11 protein-coding genes and 1 pseudogene are annotated in these 18,077 nt (G+C 55.2%); 9 read left to right on the top strand and 3 right to left on the bottom strand.

Going from position 1 to position 18,077, the window contains the following annotated elements; translation table 11 throughout:
• Positions 1-128 precede the first annotated feature (128 nt).
• Positions 129-290: pseudogene (locus HNR62_RS16160) on the bottom strand (IS4/Tn5 family transposase DNA-binding protein); the annotation flags it as partial.
• Between the two features lie 372 nt (positions 291-662).
• On the opposite strand from HNR62_RS16160, the gene HNR62_RS09190 reads away from it, so the two are divergent.
• Both HNR62_RS09190 and HNR62_RS09185 read left to right on the top strand, forming a co-directional pair.
• Positions 663-2,156, top strand: a complete 1,494-nt coding sequence (locus tag HNR62_RS09190) for a sensor histidine kinase (RefSeq protein WP_204795783.1) — start codon at positions 663-665, stop codon at positions 2,154-2,156.
• Positions 2,125-3,525 (top strand): sigma-54-dependent transcriptional regulator, encoded by a 1,401-nt coding sequence (locus HNR62_RS09185; protein WP_204795782.1) that lies wholly within the window; start codon positions 2,125-2,127, stop codon positions 3,523-3,525. Before HNR62_RS09190 ends, HNR62_RS09185 begins: the two co-directional genes overlap by 32 nt.
• Before the next feature lie 57 nt (positions 3,526-3,582).
• On the opposite strand, the gene HNR62_RS09180 is transcribed toward HNR62_RS09185, so the two are convergent.
• Together HNR62_RS09180 and gspG are read right to left on the bottom strand one after the other, a co-directional pair.
• Entirely contained in the window at positions 3,583-4,773 is a 1,191-nt protein-coding gene (locus HNR62_RS09180) for a type II secretion system F family protein (protein WP_204795781.1), read from the bottom strand.
• A 14-nt stretch (positions 4,774-4,787) separates the two neighbouring features.
• Positions 4,788-5,207, bottom strand: a complete 420-nt coding sequence (gene gspG / locus HNR62_RS09175) for a type II secretion system major pseudopilin GspG (protein WP_204795780.1) — start codon at positions 5,205-5,207, stop codon at positions 4,788-4,790.
• 104 nt (positions 5,208-5,311) lie between these two features.
• Here gspG and HNR62_RS09170 point away from each other — a divergent pair, with 104 nt between their 5' ends.
• The 7 genes from HNR62_RS09170 (at position 5,312) to HNR62_RS09140 (ending at position 18,066) form a co-directional block, all read left to right on the top strand.
• Positions 5,312-6,034 (top strand): lytic transglycosylase domain-containing protein, encoded by a 723-nt coding sequence (locus tag HNR62_RS09170; RefSeq protein WP_204795779.1) that lies wholly within the window; start codon positions 5,312-5,314, stop codon positions 6,032-6,034.
• Positions 6,035-6,380: 346 nt separating this feature from the next.
• Positions 6,381-12,206, top strand: a complete 5,826-nt coding sequence (gene mnxG, locus HNR62_RS09165; protein ID WP_239552704.1) for a manganese-oxidizing multicopper oxidase MnxG — start codon at positions 6,381-6,383, stop codon at positions 12,204-12,206.
• 56 nt (positions 12,207-12,262) lie between these two features.
• Entirely contained in the window at positions 12,263-14,254 is a 1,992-nt protein-coding gene (locus tag HNR62_RS09160) for a YncE family protein (RefSeq protein WP_204795778.1), read from the top strand.
• Between the two features lie 21 nt (positions 14,255-14,275).
• Positions 14,276-14,938, top strand: coding sequence for an SCO family protein (locus tag HNR62_RS09155; RefSeq protein WP_204795777.1), 663 nt, complete (start codon positions 14,276-14,278; stop codon positions 14,936-14,938).
• Positions 14,935-15,549 carry an SCO family protein gene (locus HNR62_RS09150; RefSeq protein WP_204795776.1) on the top strand — a complete coding sequence of 205 codons (615 nt, stop codon included), beginning with the start codon at positions 14,935-14,937 and terminating at the stop codon, positions 15,547-15,549. The genes HNR62_RS09155 and HNR62_RS09150 overlap by 4 nt, the downstream gene beginning before the upstream one ends.
• Before the next feature lie 4 nt (positions 15,550-15,553).
• Positions 15,554-17,110 (top strand): ABC transporter substrate-binding protein, encoded by a 1,557-nt coding sequence (locus tag HNR62_RS09145; RefSeq protein ID WP_204795775.1) that lies wholly within the window; start codon positions 15,554-15,556, stop codon positions 17,108-17,110.
• On the top strand, positions 17,107-18,066 hold the full coding sequence (locus HNR62_RS09140) for a peptidylprolyl isomerase (RefSeq protein ID WP_204795774.1): 960 nt from the start codon (positions 17,107-17,109) through the stop codon (positions 18,064-18,066). The genes HNR62_RS09145 and HNR62_RS09140 overlap by 4 nt, the downstream gene beginning before the upstream one ends.
• Positions 18,067-18,077 lie beyond the last annotated feature (11 nt).

The following is an 18,077-nucleotide window of genomic DNA, read 5'->3' as shown; positions in this document are numbered from 1 at the left end:
TGGTTACGTGCCGTGATCCGCGCCTGCATCGAGAAAACGGATTACCCCATTCCTGAAGAATTGTGTGCGTCAAGCCACTCTGGGTGAACTGTTACAAGCAAAGTATCCCAGCTAATGTCCTGCTCCAGCAGACGATAGGTTGCCTTGGTTTCGCTCCAGCCACGGCAGGCGGCGGTGATGCTCTTGCCTGGCTGTGTGGCCAGGGTATCAACGACCTTGGCCAGTCGCTGATTTAATCGCTCATCGCCCAGATCTGCCGTGGCAAACTCCTGCTCAACCCAACTTGTCATGTCACCCGCCGCTATGTCTGTTATTCAGTGGCGTGATGATACTCACTCAGGGACTTATGGGTAAAGGGATGGATATAGGCTCTAAATCTAAAATTTCGCCTTGGCCGGGATATTTTATGGATGGGTTGGCGAAATCCTGAAGCTGTCCTAGAATTACGACTTGAGCTAGGACGTTGATGTATAACGGATAAGCGGAATGATGATGATCACGTTTTTAAATTGAATAAAAATAGATTAACTCAGGCTATATTAAATAAAAAGATATTAATGGATTGTATTGATATATAAGGGTTTATGGGTAATATTGGTTGCTAGATGGCAAGAACGACATGGAACAGTTACTTTAATAATAAAATAAGGACAGGAAGTCCTATGTGGGATTTATTTGAGTACACTAAGACATTGGCTCGACCAGGTGCTGTTCGACAGGGCTCCAGGTTCAGCTTTCTCCTTTTGTTTTCATGGCTCAGCGCCTTGTTCATTGCTTCTGCCGCAAGCGGTGTAGGTTATATAACTACACAGTTTATGATGCGAGAAAGCATAGAGCGTGACTCCATTCTGAGTGCCCAGTTTATACAAGACATTGCTGAAGTGGAAGTCGATCATGCGGGTATTCCTATGCTGCCTGCTATGGGGGAGTTGCTCTCTTCTTATCAGCATCATGATTCTTTTTCTACGTTCAATTTCGAGGATGAACGGATAAAAAAGGCACGTAATGAGTTTCTTGATCATATTTCCCATTTGCCAGATTTGTTATTGTCCAATATCTATTCTCGGGAGCGAGTTATTGTCTGGTCAACGAATCCTGACTTGATCGGTCAAAAAGTAACTGATAATGAGGAGCTCGAACTTACATTTAATTCTCAGCGCCAAGTTTCCTCTGGTTATATGAAAGTAGATAATGGTCGTATTGAACAAAAGTTTCTCTGGTTACCCGAAGAGTTGTATATCGAGAATTATATCCCGTTGCTTGATGTCGATGATACGGTGTTATCTGTAGTAGAAGTTTACAAGGAGCCGAAGGATCTTAACGAGCGGATCCAGCGTGGTTATGTGGTGATCTGGCAGGCGGTGGTGCTTGGTGGTGGCCTTATGTATCTGGGGCTGTTTTGGATAGTATATCGGGCTTCTGTCAAGTTGGCCTCGCAGCAGCAACAGTTGATCGCGAATGAAACATTTGTCGCCTTGGGCGAAATGTCTTCTGCCGTGGCTCACAGCCTACGCAACCCACTGGCCGCAATTCGCTCCAGCGCCGAACTGACGCTAGAGCTATCTGCTCCGCCAATCCATAAAAACATCAACGATATCATTAATCAGGTTGATCGCATGTCCCAGTGGATTCGTGACTTGCTGGTATCATCTCCTTCCCTTAATGGTGATAGCGAAGCGGTGGATCCACTGCCAGTGATCCAGGAAGCCCTGCTTGCCTTCGAGCCGCAAATAAAAAACGCAAATATTCAGGTTGAATGCGACATAAAGCAAACTCCCCTGGTGGTTAGCCGCCGAGTTTTACTCACACAAGTTTTTAATAGTCTGATAGCGAATGCCATTGAGGCAATGCCGGATGGTGGCCTGCTGCGCATTACAATAGAGCAGGATAGCAGTCAGCGGTGTTTTCATCTGACCATCAGTGATAGTGGAAAAGGCATGTCGCAGCGGCAAAGAATCATGGCTTTCAAACCATTCTATACGACCAAACAGGGGGGGGTCGGAGTCGGGCTGATGCTGGTGAAGCGTTTGATGGAGCGCTTCGGTGGACAGGTTAAACTGACTTCTTGCGAACAAGAGGGTACTAAGGTGAGTCTGCGTTTCAAGGTAGCCAAGGGAGGCAGAAATGGAACACAGTATATTGATCGTCGAAGATGACGTGATGCTGGCGGAGAATATTCAGACCTATCTTGAATTAAAAAAGTTCAGGGCACTGGTATGTTACTCGGCCGAAGAGGCGCTTGAACTACTGAAAACCCAGCACGCTGATGTGGTGCTGACTGACAACTCGCTACCAGGGATGAATGGAGTTGAGCTGATTCAGCATATTCATGCAGGCGATCCTCTGCTAAAAGTGATCATGATGACCGGCTTTGGCAATATAGAAGATGCTGTTGAGGCAATGAAGGCAGGGGCCTTTCATTATCTGACCAAGCCCGTCGTTCTGGCCGAGCTTAAATTGTTGCTCGACAAAACCCTGGCTGCCCAGCGCATGGAACACCAGTTGTCTTTTTATCAGAGCCGTGATGTAAAGAATTCGGGGCTGGAGGCCATGATTGGCAATTCGTCGGCCATGCAGGGGGTTAAGCAAATGATACGTCAATTGCTGAGTGCCGAAAGCCGCATGACAGACGCAGATTTGCCAAGCGTGTTAATTGAAGGCGATACCGGCACCGGTAAGGAGCTGGTGGCTCGGGCATTACATGTCGACGGTGTCAGACACAAGGAACCCTTTATCGAGTTTAACTGTGCTTCGATTCCGGCGCATTTGCTGGAAGCCGAGTTGTTCGGTCATGAAAAGGGGGCATTTACCGACGCCAAGGAACGTCGAATCGGATTGGTGGAAGCGGCGGACGGTGGCTCTTTATTTCTGGACGAGGTGGGTGAGATGGACCTCGCCTTGCAGGCCAAGTTGCTTAAATTGCTCGAAGATCGCACCATCCGTCGTATCGGCTCGGTAAAAGAGCGCAAAATCAACCTTCGTATTATCAGTGCGACCAATCGTAACCTTGAGCAAATGGTGCAAGAGGGTACCTTTCGACGTGATTTGTTTTATCGTCTGCGCATCATTTCCATTAAGGTGCCGAGTCTGTCATCCCGTGGTGATGATATTCTGTTGTTGGCACGCCACTTTCTGAACCTGCATAGCAAGCGTTATGGTAAGACGGGCTTGAAATTCTCGGCCGAGACGGAAGCATTACTCAAAGATTATCATTGGCCGGGTAATGTGCGAGAGTTGCGCAATATAGTGGAGCAGGCCGTACTGCTGGCTCAAGGGGCGCTCATTATGCCCAACCAGCTGGCGATCAGCCCGAGCCTGAACGAATCTCCGCCCTCTCATGATAATATGGCTAAGGAGGCGACGAGCGAAGCCAGCCTGCCGGAAATTGAACGAAGTCTGGTGATCAAGATACTCAACAAGACCGACTGGAATGTGACTAAATCTGCTCGTCTGTTAGGTATTACGCGGGATATGCTGCGCTATCGCATTGATCGCCTGGGGCTGAGCCGTCCAGTGCGCGGCTAGTGACCGGAGAGAGTTCATGAGTGGCATTGAGCTTGTCTGCTCATGCTGCTTATGATGTTACTGGATACTTGACGCCATATCGAAAATGGGCATATACATCAGCACCACAATCACACCAATCAGCAGGCCGATAAAGGTCATCAATAACGGCTCGAACAAGCGTACGAACCATTCGACCCAGCGATTGTTTTCCTCGTCATAAAAGTCTGCCGTACGTTCCATCATTTCCCCGAGATTACCCGACCGTTCACCTGCACGCAGCATGCGCAGGGCGACCGGGGTCGTCAGCCCTTTTTGCGCCAGTGACTCTGACAAGGCATGACCCTCTTGAATGCTCAGGATAGCCTGATCCAGTTGCTGGCGCGACATGATCCCCAGTAGGCCGCGCACCATGTTCATGGCGGTCAGAATGGGTATCCCTCCTTGCAACAGAATCCCCAGTGAACGGTAAAAACGCGCCAGTTCATAGACGAACAGGCGTCGACGAATGGTGGGTACTTTGTTAATCAGTCTCACTATGGCCTGTCGTACATTATCTTGTCGGAGCAGTATGGTTGAAGCCACAATAACCAGCATCAGGCCGCCGAACATACCGGCCTGATGTTGGTTGAGAAACTGTCCGGCTCGCAACAGCATCTGTGATAGCCAGGGGAGTTCAGACCCCACCCCTTCGAATACCAGGCTAAAACGGGGTACCACATAGCCGATTAAAAACAGCAGCACCCCGCAACCGACAATGAACAACAGGATCGGGTAGAGTGAGGCGCTGAGTATCTTTTGACGGATTTCATCCATACGGCGATGGTAGCTGACATAGCGTTCCAGAGACTCACCGACGGTACCGGTTTTTTCGCTGGACTGGATCAAGGCAATATAGAGAGGCGGGAAGTCAGCAGGAAATTTTCCTAGCGCCAAAGAAAATGATTTGCCCTCGTAGAGTTGACGAACCAGACCCGACAGAATTTCACTTGCTCGGGGGGTCGATTCTTTTTCGGCCAGGCTTTCGAGCGCATCAATCAAGGCCAGGCCAGCGTTCAGCAAGGTGGCAAGTTCTTGGCTGAACAGCAGCAGTGGAAAAGCCTCGCGGGGACGCCAGCGGCCGAGAGACCAGGTCTGCTTGGAGCGTATCGCCAACACGCGCACTTGTTGCTGCTCGGCGAGCAGCAAGGCGTCAGTTTCGGATGAAGCTTCCAGCGTGAGGGAAACAATCAATGCCTGTTTATTTACCCCTTTGATATGAAAATGCATCTGGCCTTACCTCGCTACTGCCAGCTGGTGATGTCGGCATTCTCGCCATCACCGCCGGGTTGACTATCCTTGCCCAGCGACAGCAAGTCGTAATCGCCATATTCACCAGGAGAGCGATAAATGTAGTCCTGGCTCCAGGGATCCTGAGGCACGCTTTTCTGCAGGTAAGGGCCACCCCATTTCGGTTCATTGTTCGGTGCTATAACAAGGGAGTTCAGGCCTTGCTCAGTACTTGGATAACGACCTACGTCCAGTCGATAGAGATCCAGAGCCTTGGACAAGCCTTCAATCTGAGCCTGGGCTACCTTGATTTCGGAGCGACCCAGTTGACCAAAGTATTTGGGCGCCACTATTCCGGCAAGCAGGCCGAGTACGACCAGTACCACCAGCAGCTCTAACAATGTAAAACCCTGCTGTTGATGTGGACCCTTCATAGAATTCCTTTCCATAATTTCGTCCTCCATTCCTTGGTGATAAAACCGGCTCACGCAGTAGCCATAAATGAGTTAATGCAATAACCATGCAAGGTGTTCTCTTAATGGCTTTTTATTTTGGGCACATTATGTGCTTGCTTGTTTACCTGAAGGCTCATGGCGAGGAAGGGTTCTTCTCTATCGACCGGTATATTCAATTACTGCTGAGGGAATCAAGGATGAGAGTGTCGATCTTATTTTGGCTGATTCTGGGATTAACGACTTCGGCTCAGGCCGACGTGTACATGGCAACCGCACAGGACGGCAGTATCACGCTGACGAATATTCCTTCTAAAGGGAGCCGTTTCAAACTGTTGCTACGTGAACCGGCGGTGACTCGACCTGGCCCTGGCTCTAGGCCAGAGTTATCGCCGTTACCCGGTCTGCAAAAGCGGCCCTTTGCAAAGCTGATTGCCAAGGTGGCGGCAGAGCAAGAACTGTCGGAGAACCTGCTGCATGGAGTGATTTACGCCGAATCCAGCTACAACCCACGAGCTCTTTCCCCCAAAGGCGCTGCGGGCCTGATGCAGCTGATGCCTGCTACGGCACAGGAGCTTGGGGTCGATGATGTATGGGATCCATTATCGAATATCCGTGGCGGTGCGCGTTATCTGAAGCAGCTGATGAAGATGTTCGACAACGATCTTTCGTTGGTGCTTGCAGCCTATAATGCAGGCCCTGGCGCCGTCAGAACCCGGGGAGACCGTATCCCTCCTTTTCTGGAAACCCAACGCTATGTAGCCCGAGTGACCGAGCATTATCGGCGGCTGCAAGCGGTGCCTCAATAATTACTTCAGTCCAGACTTTCCCCGAGACCGGGGCTATGCGCCCATATTGGGTGAATACACTTCGTATTGGCGGACGTTGAAATCGTCATCATTTTACCCGTTTGAATCATCACCGTATTACCGTATTACCGTATTGTTGTGGTGATGGTCATCGGCGAGCCACTGTTATGCATGCATCTTGGGCGAAGGCCCCCAGTAATGGGTAGGTATAATCCCCAATAATGGAAAGGTTTTTATAAGCTGTTGATTTTTATATGTTTTTATTATGGATCAAATTTTGCAGCTGAGTTTTGTACCTAGAGATGCTTGGTAACGACGGTGTTGAGCATCATATTGGAGGCTCGTCATGATGAAACGAAATATCAATTCGGAAGCACCCGATACGCCCGATCCCTGCGGATCGGTATCGGAACCATTAACCTATATTGCCGGACCCATATTGTTGACGGCAGCACTGCTTTTTTTCCCGCAGAGTGCGCAGGCCACTACCAGTTGCGCCCGTAATCTGGAGGCCAACGTGGTCGCCCTCGATCAACCGCTGATGTTTAATCGGCTAGGGGCTCAGAACGTCAACGGCATGATGTTTGCGCTGCGTAGAGACGTGGTGGACGACGCCGGGGTCCCGCTGTCCATCGGCGGGGCTGCGGTACCCGGTGCCGTGACCTTGCGGCCCGATAAACGGCCTCGGCCACTGGTATTAAAGGTGGCAGCCGGAGACTGTTTGACCGTTAATCTGCAAAACCTGCTGGCCAACCAGTCCAACCCCAATAATGCCGACGAAGCAGCGCTGAACATTGATGATCAGGTGGCTGATCGGCATGTGGGGTTTGAGGTCGCCGGTTTGCAGGCGGTGAACTCTATCGGCGACATCGCCACTTATGTAGGTCGTAACGACAATGCCTTGCTGGCTCCCGGTGCCAGCCGCAGCTATACCCTTTATGCCGAGCATGAGGGCGCCTTTGTCGCCACCAGTTACGGAGCCACCCTGGGCAGTGATGGTACCAGTGGTAATGTGGCAAACGGCCTCTTTGGCCAGGTGGTGGTATTACCCAAATACGCAAAAACCTATCGCAATACGGTGACCGAAGAAGAGATGCGCCTGGCCACCATCGGCAGAACCCCCGCGGGGCAGCCGGTGATTGACTATGAAGCCCGCTATCCCATGACAGAACCCTGGCTGACCGAAGGCAAGGCGGGGCTGCCTATACTGAACATGGTGGACGGTAACGAGATTATTTTCAGTAATACCGATACTGTCGTCATGGGGCCGAATGCCGATGGTAGCTTCCCACCCGATACTTATCCCCTGGAAAGCATCGGCAAGCGTAACCCCGCATTGCCCAACAGGCTGGAGCCGTTCCGCGATTTTAGCGCGGCGTTTCAGGATGAAGTCGCGGTCGCGCAGGCATTTCCCGGTTATTGGGAGGACCCGGTTTTCGGCCATGTGCTCGAACCGGCGCGCGATGCCTTCATGATCAACTATGGTTCCGGCGGCCTTGGCGCCGAGATCCTGGCCAATCGACTCGGGGTCGGCCCCATGCATGACTGCATGTCATGCGCCTATGAAGAATTCTTCCTCAGTGCCCACACCGTCGGTGATGTCGCCATGTTGGTTGATGTACCGGCCAACATCGGCCTGGAAAATATCGCCCCGGGGGAAGTACCGTCGGAGAATGACATCGGCATCAAGGCCAGCATGGCGCTGTACCCGTCCGAACCGTCCAACGTCAGTCACAGTTACCAGGGCGATTTTGTCAAGATACGCAACACCCATACCGGGATCGAGAATCATGTTTTTCACTTGCACGGCCATCAGTGGTTGTTCAACCCCAATGATGACAACTCCGATTACCTGGATGCCCAGGGCCTGGGGCCCGGGTCGGGCTATACCTACGAAATCACCAACGGCGGTTCGGGCAACCGTAACCGTTCGGCGGGGGATTCCATCTACCACTGCCATTTTTATCCGCACTTTGCCCAGGGTATGTGGGCCATGTGGCGGGTGCACGATGTCTTTGAAGAAGGGACCCGGCTGCAGGTTTCTGGAGAGAGTCAGGGGGGTTACCACACCGAGCCGTTTGCGTTGCGCAGCGGTCTGCCTGCCTCCGGCGCTCGCGCCCTGCCGGATGGCGAAATCGTCGCCGGTACACCCATACCGGCGATAGTGCCGCTGCCGGGCAAGGCCATGCCACCCATGCCGGGCAAGGTCACGGTAGTGACCAAGTACGGCAATGACCCTGAAATTGATGGGGAGGCAGTACCTGTCGGCTCCGTTGCTTTGGTTGATCGTAGCGAATTCAATCGTAACGCCGACGGCAACTTGAAAAACCCCGGTTTCCCCTTCTGGATTGGGGGCATAGAGCATACCGTTGGCCAGCGGGCACCGACGCCACCGTTGGATATGCTGGACCCGGCGACCGCTCAGGCCCTGAAAGACACGGGCAACAGCTTGTGGACGTCACTCGATCCGGATCAGTCCGGTGGCTGGAATGGCGGCTTGTCCCGTCACACCCTTGAGGGCTGGTCGAGTGGTGGTGAGGCCGAAGTGATCACCAGCGCCCTGGATTTCACCAAGGTCATCACCCGTGCCAAACCGGTGTTTTTTCCCGAGGAAGGCACGGATGTAGAGCAGGCAGGTATGGCATTTCATGCCCAACCCGAACACGCCAGTTTTACCGTGCTGCCCAATGGTGAGATCCTGGCAAAGAACTTCTTGACCAATGGCTCACCACCGGTGCCGGGGGCGCCTTTCTTTGAGCCCTGTATCGATGATAGGCAAATGCGCCTGACCCAGGACTCTGGTCCGGGGTCTTTCTTCAGTGGCGAACGGCTGGATGGCATGTCGTTTACCGGCTCGTCGCAATTTACCGCCGACAGTCCGCGTATCTACAAGGCGGCCAACATCCAGGTTGATGCGGTGTTCAACAAGGTGGGGTATCACTATCCGCAAACCCGGATGCTGGCACTGTGGGAAGACGCCTGGCCGACCATCAACAAGCAGAAGGCACCGGAGCCGCTGGTGATGCGCCTGAATACCTTCGACTGCGCCGTGTACCAGCAAACCAACCTGATCCCGGCCTTTTTCGAGCTGGATGACTATCAGGTACGCACACCGACCGATGTCATGGGGCAGCATATTCACCTGCCCAAATGGGATCAGACGGCTTCCGATGGCTCGGCCAATGGCTGGAACTATGAAGACGGTGTGTTGGCGCCAACCACGGTGGTAGAACGTATTCAGGCGATTCGTGAGTATAATCAGTGTGTGCTGAATGACCCGCGGGAAGGAACAGACGCCTGTCCCGAGGCCACGGTTCACCCTTATTTTGGTCAGTTCAATCGCAACGACTGGGTGGGCGCCCGAACCGGCATGCAGCGCTGGTTCGCCGATCCCGTGATTAATGTGCACAACATCGACCGTGGTCTGGGCAACATCTTTACCCATGACCATTTCTCACCTTCCACTCATCAGCAACTGGGGCTCTATGGCACCGTACTGACCGAGCCGGCGGGTTCTGAGTGGTTTCACGCGGAAACGGGTGAACGACTGTACAACACCGCCGAACGTCAGGATGGCGGACCGACCTCCTGGCAGGCGGTGATTGCTACCGGCGATCTCAATGGCGATGGCAAAAACGACAGCTTCCGCGAGTTTTTCCTGGAGTACAGTGACTTCGTGCATGCCTACGAGGCGGGTGTCTATGTGGGTGCCGGCCCCGATGGTGTGCCTGACCCCGGAGCCTACCCGGCGACGGCCGATACCTTCCGCTATGCCATCAATCCGCCGGGACGGCAGAGCGCCAGCTCCTTGCTGGAATCGGTGGTCGAGGTGGAAGGCGGCCAATTACCTGGTTGTCCGAGCCGACCCTGCCCGCAGGCACTTTCGGTCGAGGATCCCGGAATGTACACCGTCAACTATCGTAACGAACCGGTGGGGCTGCGCATTTATGACCCCGAACGGATAGCGCCGGACGGCAAGCCGGGTATGCAGGCCGAAGGACTGGCCGGTGACCTGGCACATGCCCTGCAAAGTCGTACCGATCGTGCCATACCGGCCTTGAATCTGGCGCCCAGCGCTATTATCTCGGCCGTGGGCCCGACCGGTGGCACCACTACCTTCCCGCCCCATATCAACACCAGCGGCGATCAGCCGGGTGACCCCTTTACTCCGATGTTGCGAACCTACTCGGGGGACAATGTGCGGTTAAGGGTGCATCCCGGCGGGTATGAGGAGGCACACAACGTGACCCTGCACGGTATCAAGTGGCTAAGTAACGGAACCGGAGTCGGCTCCAGCTCCAACTCCGGCTGGCGGGCCTCACAGCAGGTTGGCCTGTCGGAGCAATTCGGTTTTGCGGCCCCGGTCGCCATGCTGTCGAGCTCGGATGCCGAGACCGGCGATTACCTGTATTCCATGAGTGCCTCGGTGGAGGGCTACTGGCACGGCATGTGGGGGATCATGCGTAACTACACGCGCAGTCGTAATGATTTGTTCCCCTTGCCGAACAATCCCCAGCCGCTGGCATCGCGCAATACGGTTGACTTCGACGGTACCTGCCCACGCAATGGACCCAACCCCAACGGCATAGGGACCAGAGAAACACCTCAGCGCAACTACGAGATAGTGGCGGTGTTGGCCAACGACATCCTGGATAACCCTCTGGGGCTGACCATAGGGGATCCGAGTGGTGAAGGCCTGCATGTGGGCGGACCACTCAATCCGGATGGTGGTACTCTGGTCTATAACTCACGACCCGTGAGTATTCCCGAGGAGAGTGTGCTGGACGAAGAAACCGGTGAAGCTACCCTCATTGGCGGCCAGTCTGGCCCGCTGCACGACCCCACCGCCATCATGTATGTGCACAAGTCCGATCTGGACCCTCTGACCGGCAAGCTGAAAGCAGGGGTGCCTATCGAGCCGCTGGTACTGAGGGCCGCCGCCGGGGATTGTATTAACGTGGAGCTCGAAAACCGTTTGCCGCTGGCCATGCCGGATCTGCCCAACTTCGCGGTGATGGCAGACACGGTCAAACGCGATCGCTTTGGCGACCGCGGGGCCACCACGTTCAACAATAACCTGATGCGACCCTCCAATCATGTGGGGATCCATGCCCAGCTGCTGGCTTACGATGTCACCAGGAGCGACGGCGCTAACGTCGGTATCAACCCGGTACAGACAGTACCGCCACGGGTGGCCGGAACGCTCGAGTACCCGAGTAGAAGCTATCAGTACTACGCCGGACACTTTGAGCGAGAAGGGCGACCGGTTTCTCAAATGGGACGTAATGTCGACCGGATCGATGCCACTCCCATCGAGTTTGGTGGCTTGAACCTGATGCAAGCCGATAGGGTCAAGCAACCGCAGAAGGGTCTGTCCGCGAGTATGGTCATCAGTCCTTTGGGATCTACCTGGACCGAGGATGCGGACACGCGAGCCTCTGCAACCGTGCAACCTCTGGGCGAGCCGGCATATCGCGACTTCACCCTGAGCTGGCAGCGAGGGCTGAATATGCGTTGGGCCGATGGTCGACCGGTGGAGAATATGATGCCGGAAGGCTTCGGGGTACCCGCAGACCCGGAAGATAACTCGGGCATGGCCATCAACTACAAGAGCGAGCCGCTTTGGTATCGGTTTGAAAAGGCGCCTGATGCTCCCGTGGGACGGGCCGGTGGCCATGGCTGGGGAGATATTCCCAACGCCCATATGGCCTACAGTAACGATCTGACCGGTGGTGACCCCGAAACACCCGTGTTGACGGTAGCCCCGGGACAGCCGTTCCGCACTCATGTGCTGCAAGGTGCCAGTGCGGGGCGTGCGGGGAGCTTCCAGCTCACCGGCCACGTGTGGGGACGTATGCCGTTCGTGTCGGAGAAGCAAGACGGTTATGGCTACCCGCTCAAGCATCCGGGCGTCGGTTCCGTGGCCTTCGGCTATAATCCACAGGACATGTATACCGGTGTTCAGGAGAGCATATTGCCGGCAACCCATTTCAGCATGATGTTCCCCAGTGCTGGTGGGAGTAACGCGATACCCGGAGACTATCTGTACCGGGACGTTACCGGCGGCGGTAATGCCAACGGGCTCTGGGGTATCTTGCGGGTTGCGGCTCTCGAGACACCTCCGCCCGCAGATGATGGCAGACCGCCTCGACGTGAGCAAACCAGAAGGTAGTAAGCAACATAGCCCGGAAGCGGATTCCGGGCTTTTTTAACAAGAGGGATATGCCGATGAAGCTATCATCGATATTTTATGTGCTGTGTTGCGCGACACCCTTGCTGATGACCCAGTTGCAGGTGCACGCGGCCGAGACAACCACTGAATCCGGGGCGGCCAGCGATGCCCCCCATCATGTTCGAGACACCCCAACCAAGAAAGAGCATCACCTGCAACGGGATGGAGTCGACATCGACTTCGAGATACTTCCGCTTGGCAACGACACCATACCCACAGAAGGCAAGCTGGTTGATATTCGTTTTCGACTTCGCGACGCGACCACGGGGCAGCCCATTTCCGGCCAAATACCGGGTGCCTGGCTCGATGTTTCCCAAAGTGTCCCCGAGGGCGGGGATTATCAGTCCCAGTGCAAGGACAAAATCGGTTATTACCTCAAGGGGCGCATGGGGGCCCGTCCCTTGATCGACTTCAACAGCTATTACCTGATGGTGCTCAATCAGGATGCCAGTCTGACGGTGATAGACCCGTCCATTTCGGTCGGAGGCATCACCAGTACCCTGAGCCGCATTGCGCTAAAACGCGCGCCCATGGACTGGGTGGTCGGGACGAACAACAAACGGCTCTATGTGTCCATGCCCAATGCCGGAGAAGTCGCGGTGATCGATACCGAAAACTTTACGGTGCTGACCAATATTGCCGCCGGTCCCGAGCCGGTGCGGGTGGCATTGCAACCGGATCAGCGTTATCTGTGGGTCGGCAACGATAGCCGACATCAGGAGCTGGGGGGGGTGACCGTCATTGATACCCAGAGTCTTGAGCCGTTGAAAACCCTGGTCACGGGGGCGGGTCATCATGATATTACCTTTAGTGACGACTCCCGTCATGCCTTTGTCAGTAATCGGGATGCGGGCACCCTGACGGTGTTTGATGTGGCGACTCTGACTGAGGTGGCGCAAATCAACACCGGGCCACATCCACTGGCGGTGGCATATTCTCCCTTGTCCCAGGCGGTTTATGTCAGCGATGGCAAGGAGGGGACGGTCACTGTGGTCGATGCCCGTAGTCTGCAGGTACGCAAGGTCATTCAGGCCGAGCAAGGTATAGGGCCCTTGCGTTTCAGCCAGGACGGTCGTTTTGGCATAGTGCTTAACACCCTGGAAGACAGCGCAACGGTCATAGACGCGGCGACCGATGAGGTGCTGCACAGTGTCGAGGTGGCCGCCGAGCCTTATCAGCTGGTGTTTACCCGTTCTTACGCCTATATCCGCGGCCTGGCTTCATCCCGAGTCTCCATGATTAATCTGTTATCGCTGGGGGCAGGAAAAACCCCCACAGTACAGAGCTTCGAGGCAGGCCCGGCGGCGCCCAAGTTGGCCGGGAGTCTTCCCCTTGCCACCAGTCTGGCTCCGGCCCGGGAAGACGCCGCCGTCTACGTGGTGAACCCGGTTGATAACAGCACTTACTTCTACACCGAGGGCATGAATGCGCCCATGTTCAGTTACCTGAATCGTGGGCATGCGGCGCGGGCCGCCACGGTGATTGACCGTCGTCTGCGTGAGCTGGAGCCCGGCGTTTACAGTGCCAAAGTCAAGCTGCCGGCGGCCGGCAAGTTTGATGTGGCGCTGATGCTCAATCAACCGCAATTGACACACTGTTTCGCCACCGAGGTGGCCATCGATCCGGCCTTGGTGCAGCGATTGCAAAAACCCCAGGTGGAGTTCCTGTGGGATAAGCCACTGGTGGCGGGTACGTCGGTCACCATGCACTTGCGATTGACGCGGGGGCGAGACAATCAGCCGGTGAGCGGAATCGATGATCTGCGGGTACGTTATTTTCAGGCACCGTCATCCCGCCCCCGCGAGGTAGAGGCCCTGGAGATCGGTGACGGCGTCTATGAGGCCAGGGTAGATCTCGCGTCGGCCGGTGCCTATTACCTGCATGTGGCCGCGGCTTCCCTGAGGTTGGGATTTAATGATCTGCCTTATACCAGTCTGCGTACCCAGCCTGGGGGGAAGGGCGACCGAACAAGTACGTTAAGAAAATAACTTGGCATAACAGGAGTAACAATGATGAAAGGATGCAACATCAGTGCAGGTAAGCTACTCGTTCTGTTTGGGGCGAGTCTGCTCGCTACTTCGGTGCAGGCCCATTCACCCGAACACCATATTCATGAACAAGCGGAGCCAACCCAGGCGGCGGATGCGATGGTGCACTTCGCCGAGGTGTCCTTGCTCGATCAAACCGGCCACTCGGTTAACCTCAAAGAGGATCTGGTGGCAGACAAACTGGTGGTGATGAGCTTTATCTACACCACCTGTACCACGGTGTGCCCCGTGGTCTCGGGGTTGATGAGGCAGGTGCAGAGTCAGCTTGGCGAGCGAGTAGGAGACGAAGTGCAACTGGTGTCCATCAGCGTGGATCCCTTGCGTGATACCCCAAGCCGGCTGCTGCAATACTCTGAAAATTTTAACGCGGGAACCGGCTGGAGCTGGCTCACTGGTACTACTCAGTCGATCGATCAGACCCTCAAGGGCCTGGGCGCCTGGGCAGCCGATTATGAGGCTCACCCGCCGTTGATCATGGTGGGTGACGGGCGCAGCGATCGTTGGGCCCGCTTCTATGGATTTACATCCCCCGATACTCTGGTCGCCAAGGTCGATGAACTCAGTCGCGCTCGCCAGTCGCTGGCACGTAACCATTCCGCTATGCATGAAGGAACTCAACCATGAAATACCTACCCTTTAGCGCCCTGATGTTGAGCGTGATGATCAACCCTGTCCTGGCTCATGAAAACCATGATGATCATGATAAGCATCCACAGGCGGAGCAGACTGAAGTGAGTGCACCTCAAGACGCCCGCAGTTATTTTACCGACACTGCCTTGCTAAACCAGCACGGGGAAAGGGTGCGCTTCTACAGCGATGTATTGCAAGACAAGGTGGTACTGCTGAATGTGGTATTTACCCAGTGCGCCGATGCCTGTCCGTTGATCACCCGAAAGCTGAAAGAGGTACGGGAAGCGATGGATGAACAAACCGCCGAGCGGGTGCACTTTATTTCCGTGACCAGCGACCCCGTGAACGATGATCCCGAAGTGCTCCAGACATTTATACAAAAGCATGGGGTAGACAGCCCAAACTGGAGCTTTCTGACTGGTGGCAAGGCTGAAGTTGATCTGGTGTTGTCGCGTCTCGGACACTTTATTGCTAGTCCGGAAGCCCATTCGACCTTGCTGATTGCCGGCGATGTGGCGAACAAGCGGTGGAGCAAGATCCGGCCCGATGCACAGGTGCAGGCGATTGCCCAGCGTTTGCAATTGTTGACCGAACCCAGGTACTGACCCTATGCGCTATCGACTATGGTTGGCTGGCGCTTTACTGTGTCTGAACGGGCCCGTTACCGCCCTCGAGCTTAACCCGCAAGAGACGGCGGGCAAGCGGTTGTATCTGTATGGCGAAGGGGCGGGGGACAGTTTGGTTCAGGCACGAGTGGGGGCTGCCGGCACTGTATTGCCCGCCTCGGTACTGCCCTGTGCCAGTTGTCATGGGGCGGACGGACGTGGTCGGCCGGAAGGCGGCGTACGGCCCCCGGCCATTCTTTGGCGGCGGCTGACTCTTTCTTATGGGGGACAACTGAGCCATGGGCGTTCTCGCCCGCCCTATGACGAACACACCTTTGCCCGTGCGGTGACAGAAGGGCGGGATCCAGCCGGTGAACGACTGGATCCCGCCATGCCCCGGTTTGTGATGTCGTTGCGTGATATGAACAACCTGACCGCCTATTTAAAGCGGCTGGAAGAGGATGGTGATCCCGGGCTGAAAGAGAACAGCTTGCGTATCGGCAGCCTGCTCCCCAAAGCAGGAGCCAGGGCGGAAATGGGGGCGACGGTCGCCGGTGTGCTTGAAGAAGTATTTGCGCGCATCAATGATAACGGGGGGATTCATGGCCGCCGGCTCGAGCTGGTAGTCGTGGATCCCGGAGTCACCCGAGCCAGTGCCGAAGCGGCATTGGACGAATTACAGGAGAGTGAACCGGTTTTTGCCTTGCTGGCACCGCTGGTGCCGGGGCTGGACGAAGCGCTGTCTGAATGGGCCGAAGCCATGGGGATCCCCCTGATAGGCCCGCTTGACCCCTATGCAGACGGCAACGGGCGTAGCATGGTCTTTCGGGCTCTGGCCGGCTTGCGGGAGCAATTGCAGGCGCTCGGCGATTTTGCCGGCGATATGCTGCCCCCCGATGGGCGCAGTGCATTTATCGCCTACTCGGATATGGCTCACCAACGTGAGCTGGCCGAGTCACTGGCAGAGCAGCTGCGCCGCTCTGGGTGGTCTAGGGTACAGCTGCTGGATAATCGTCAGCAACGCAGGGCTGATGAGTCCATAACGACACTCCACCAGGCACTGTTTTTCATCGGCGCCTCGCAAGACTTTGCCGAGCTGGCCGAACAGTGGCATGCGGCAGGGCGACGACCTTATCTGTTTGCCGTTTCGGCTCAGGTTGCCGGTGAAGTGCTGAATTTACCAAGCACATTCTCTGAGCGGGTGTTTCTTGCTTATCCCTTTCTGCCCAGTGACTGGACTTCGGCCGGGGCCACCGAGTTGGCCGCGATACGGCAAAGCCGGCAGCTGAGTGGCCAATATACGGCGCTGCAGGTGCAAGCCTATTGTGCCGCCGTTTTGCTCGGCGAAGGTCTCAAACGTTCCGGTCGAGACGCCAGCCGAAAAAAGCTGGTGACTGCTCTCGAGGCTCTTTATGATTTTAATACCGGGCTGAGCCCGACCCTGAATTTTGGGCCAGGAAAAAGGGTTGGGGCCGCGGGAGCGCATGTGGTGACGGTGGATCTTGAAACTCGGCGTTTTCGGCCACTAGGGCCTTATCTTCGTATAGAGGAGTCGCTATGAAGGGCATTAAATGGGGACTGTTGTTCATCTTGTATTGCTCACAAATGAGTATCGGCTGGTCTCAGATTGTGGGGGTGGCGGCCAGAGTCAACGGGGTAGAAATCACTAATTTCCGCCTCGATCGCCATTTTGCCGATTATCTATTGTCTCAAGGACGCAGCGTGGGTGCTATTCGTAGCCCGAGTGTTTACAAGCGGTTTAAAAACGAAGCGCTGGAACAACTGATCGATAAGGAGCTGTTATGGCAGGAAGCACAGCAACGCGGACTGAAAGTGGATCCGGCACGAGTGCAGGCGGAGTTACAAAAAATAAAATCGGCTTTCAGCAGCGCCGAGAGCTTTGCTCGTCGGCTGGATAAAGATGGCTTTGATGAATCCGGTTATGTGGATTACCTGGAGCAGGAGCTGGCGGCCATGATGGTACTGGAGTCGCTCACTCGGGTGTTTTCGCCCTCCGAAGAGGAAGTGAATCGACTCTATCAATTGAACCTGCGACTGTTTGAACGACCCGAACAGTTACAGGCACGGCACATACTGCTGAAAGTCGATGCCGGAGCGGATAGCGAGACCGACGCCGCGGTGCATCAACAGCTTACAAGCCTGCAGCAGCAATTAAGTCAGGGTGCTGACTTTGCCGCTCTGGCACGCAGTTATTCGCAAGACAGCTCGGCGGAACAGGGTGGCTTGCTGGATGATTTTCAGCGAGGTGATATGGTTTTGCCATTCGAAACCGCCGCCTTTGCTCTTGTGCCGGGAGACGTCAGCGAGCCGGTACGAACCCAATATGGTTGGCATTTGATCAAACTTGAACAGCACAAACCAGCGGTCTCGATGCCAGCGCAACAGGCCAAGGAGCTTATTCGACAGCAGCTGGCCACCCAGCAGCAGGCCGAGGCGCGCGATGACGCCCTGGCACGACTGCGAGCTGATAGCGAGATTGAAGTGCTGTCTCGCTAATGGCTTGAGAG

Source organism: Oceanisphaera litoralis (genome assembly GCF_016907015.1).
In the GTDB taxonomy this organism is placed as follows: domain Bacteria; phylum Pseudomonadota; class Gammaproteobacteria; order Enterobacterales; family Aeromonadaceae; genus Oceanimonas; species Oceanimonas litoralis.
This window is presented reverse-complemented; position numbering and strand designations above follow the sequence as displayed.

Coding starts and splice junctions, on each gene's coding strand:
- HNR62_RS09190 (WP_204795783.1), top strand. CDS start 663: ATGTGGGATTTATTTGAGTACACTAAGACATTGGCTCGACCAGGTGCT.
- HNR62_RS09185 (WP_204795782.1), top strand. CDS start 2,125: ATGGAACACAGTATATTGATCGTCGAAGATGACGTGATGCTGGCGGAG.
- HNR62_RS09180 (WP_204795781.1), bottom strand. CDS start 4,773: ATGCATTTTCATATCAAAGGGGTAAATAAACAGGCATTGATTGTTTCC.
- gspG (WP_204795780.1), bottom strand. CDS start 5,207: ATGAAGGGTCCACATCAACAGCAGGGTTTTACATTGTTAGAGCTGCTG.
- HNR62_RS09170 (WP_204795779.1), top strand. CDS start 5,312: ATGGCTTTTTATTTTGGGCACATTATGTGCTTGCTTGTTTACCTGAAG.
- mnxG (WP_239552704.1), top strand. CDS start 6,381: ATGATGAAACGAAATATCAATTCGGAAGCACCCGATACGCCCGATCCC.
- HNR62_RS09160 (WP_204795778.1), top strand. CDS start 12,263: ATGAAGCTATCATCGATATTTTATGTGCTGTGTTGCGCGACACCCTTG.
- HNR62_RS09155 (WP_204795777.1), top strand. CDS start 14,276: ATGATGAAAGGATGCAACATCAGTGCAGGTAAGCTACTCGTTCTGTTT.
- HNR62_RS09150 (WP_204795776.1), top strand. CDS start 14,935: ATGAAATACCTACCCTTTAGCGCCCTGATGTTGAGCGTGATGATCAAC.
- HNR62_RS09145 (WP_204795775.1), top strand. CDS start 15,554: ATGCGCTATCGACTATGGTTGGCTGGCGCTTTACTGTGTCTGAACGGG.
- HNR62_RS09140 (WP_204795774.1), top strand. CDS start 17,107: ATGAAGGGCATTAAATGGGGACTGTTGTTCATCTTGTATTGCTCACAA.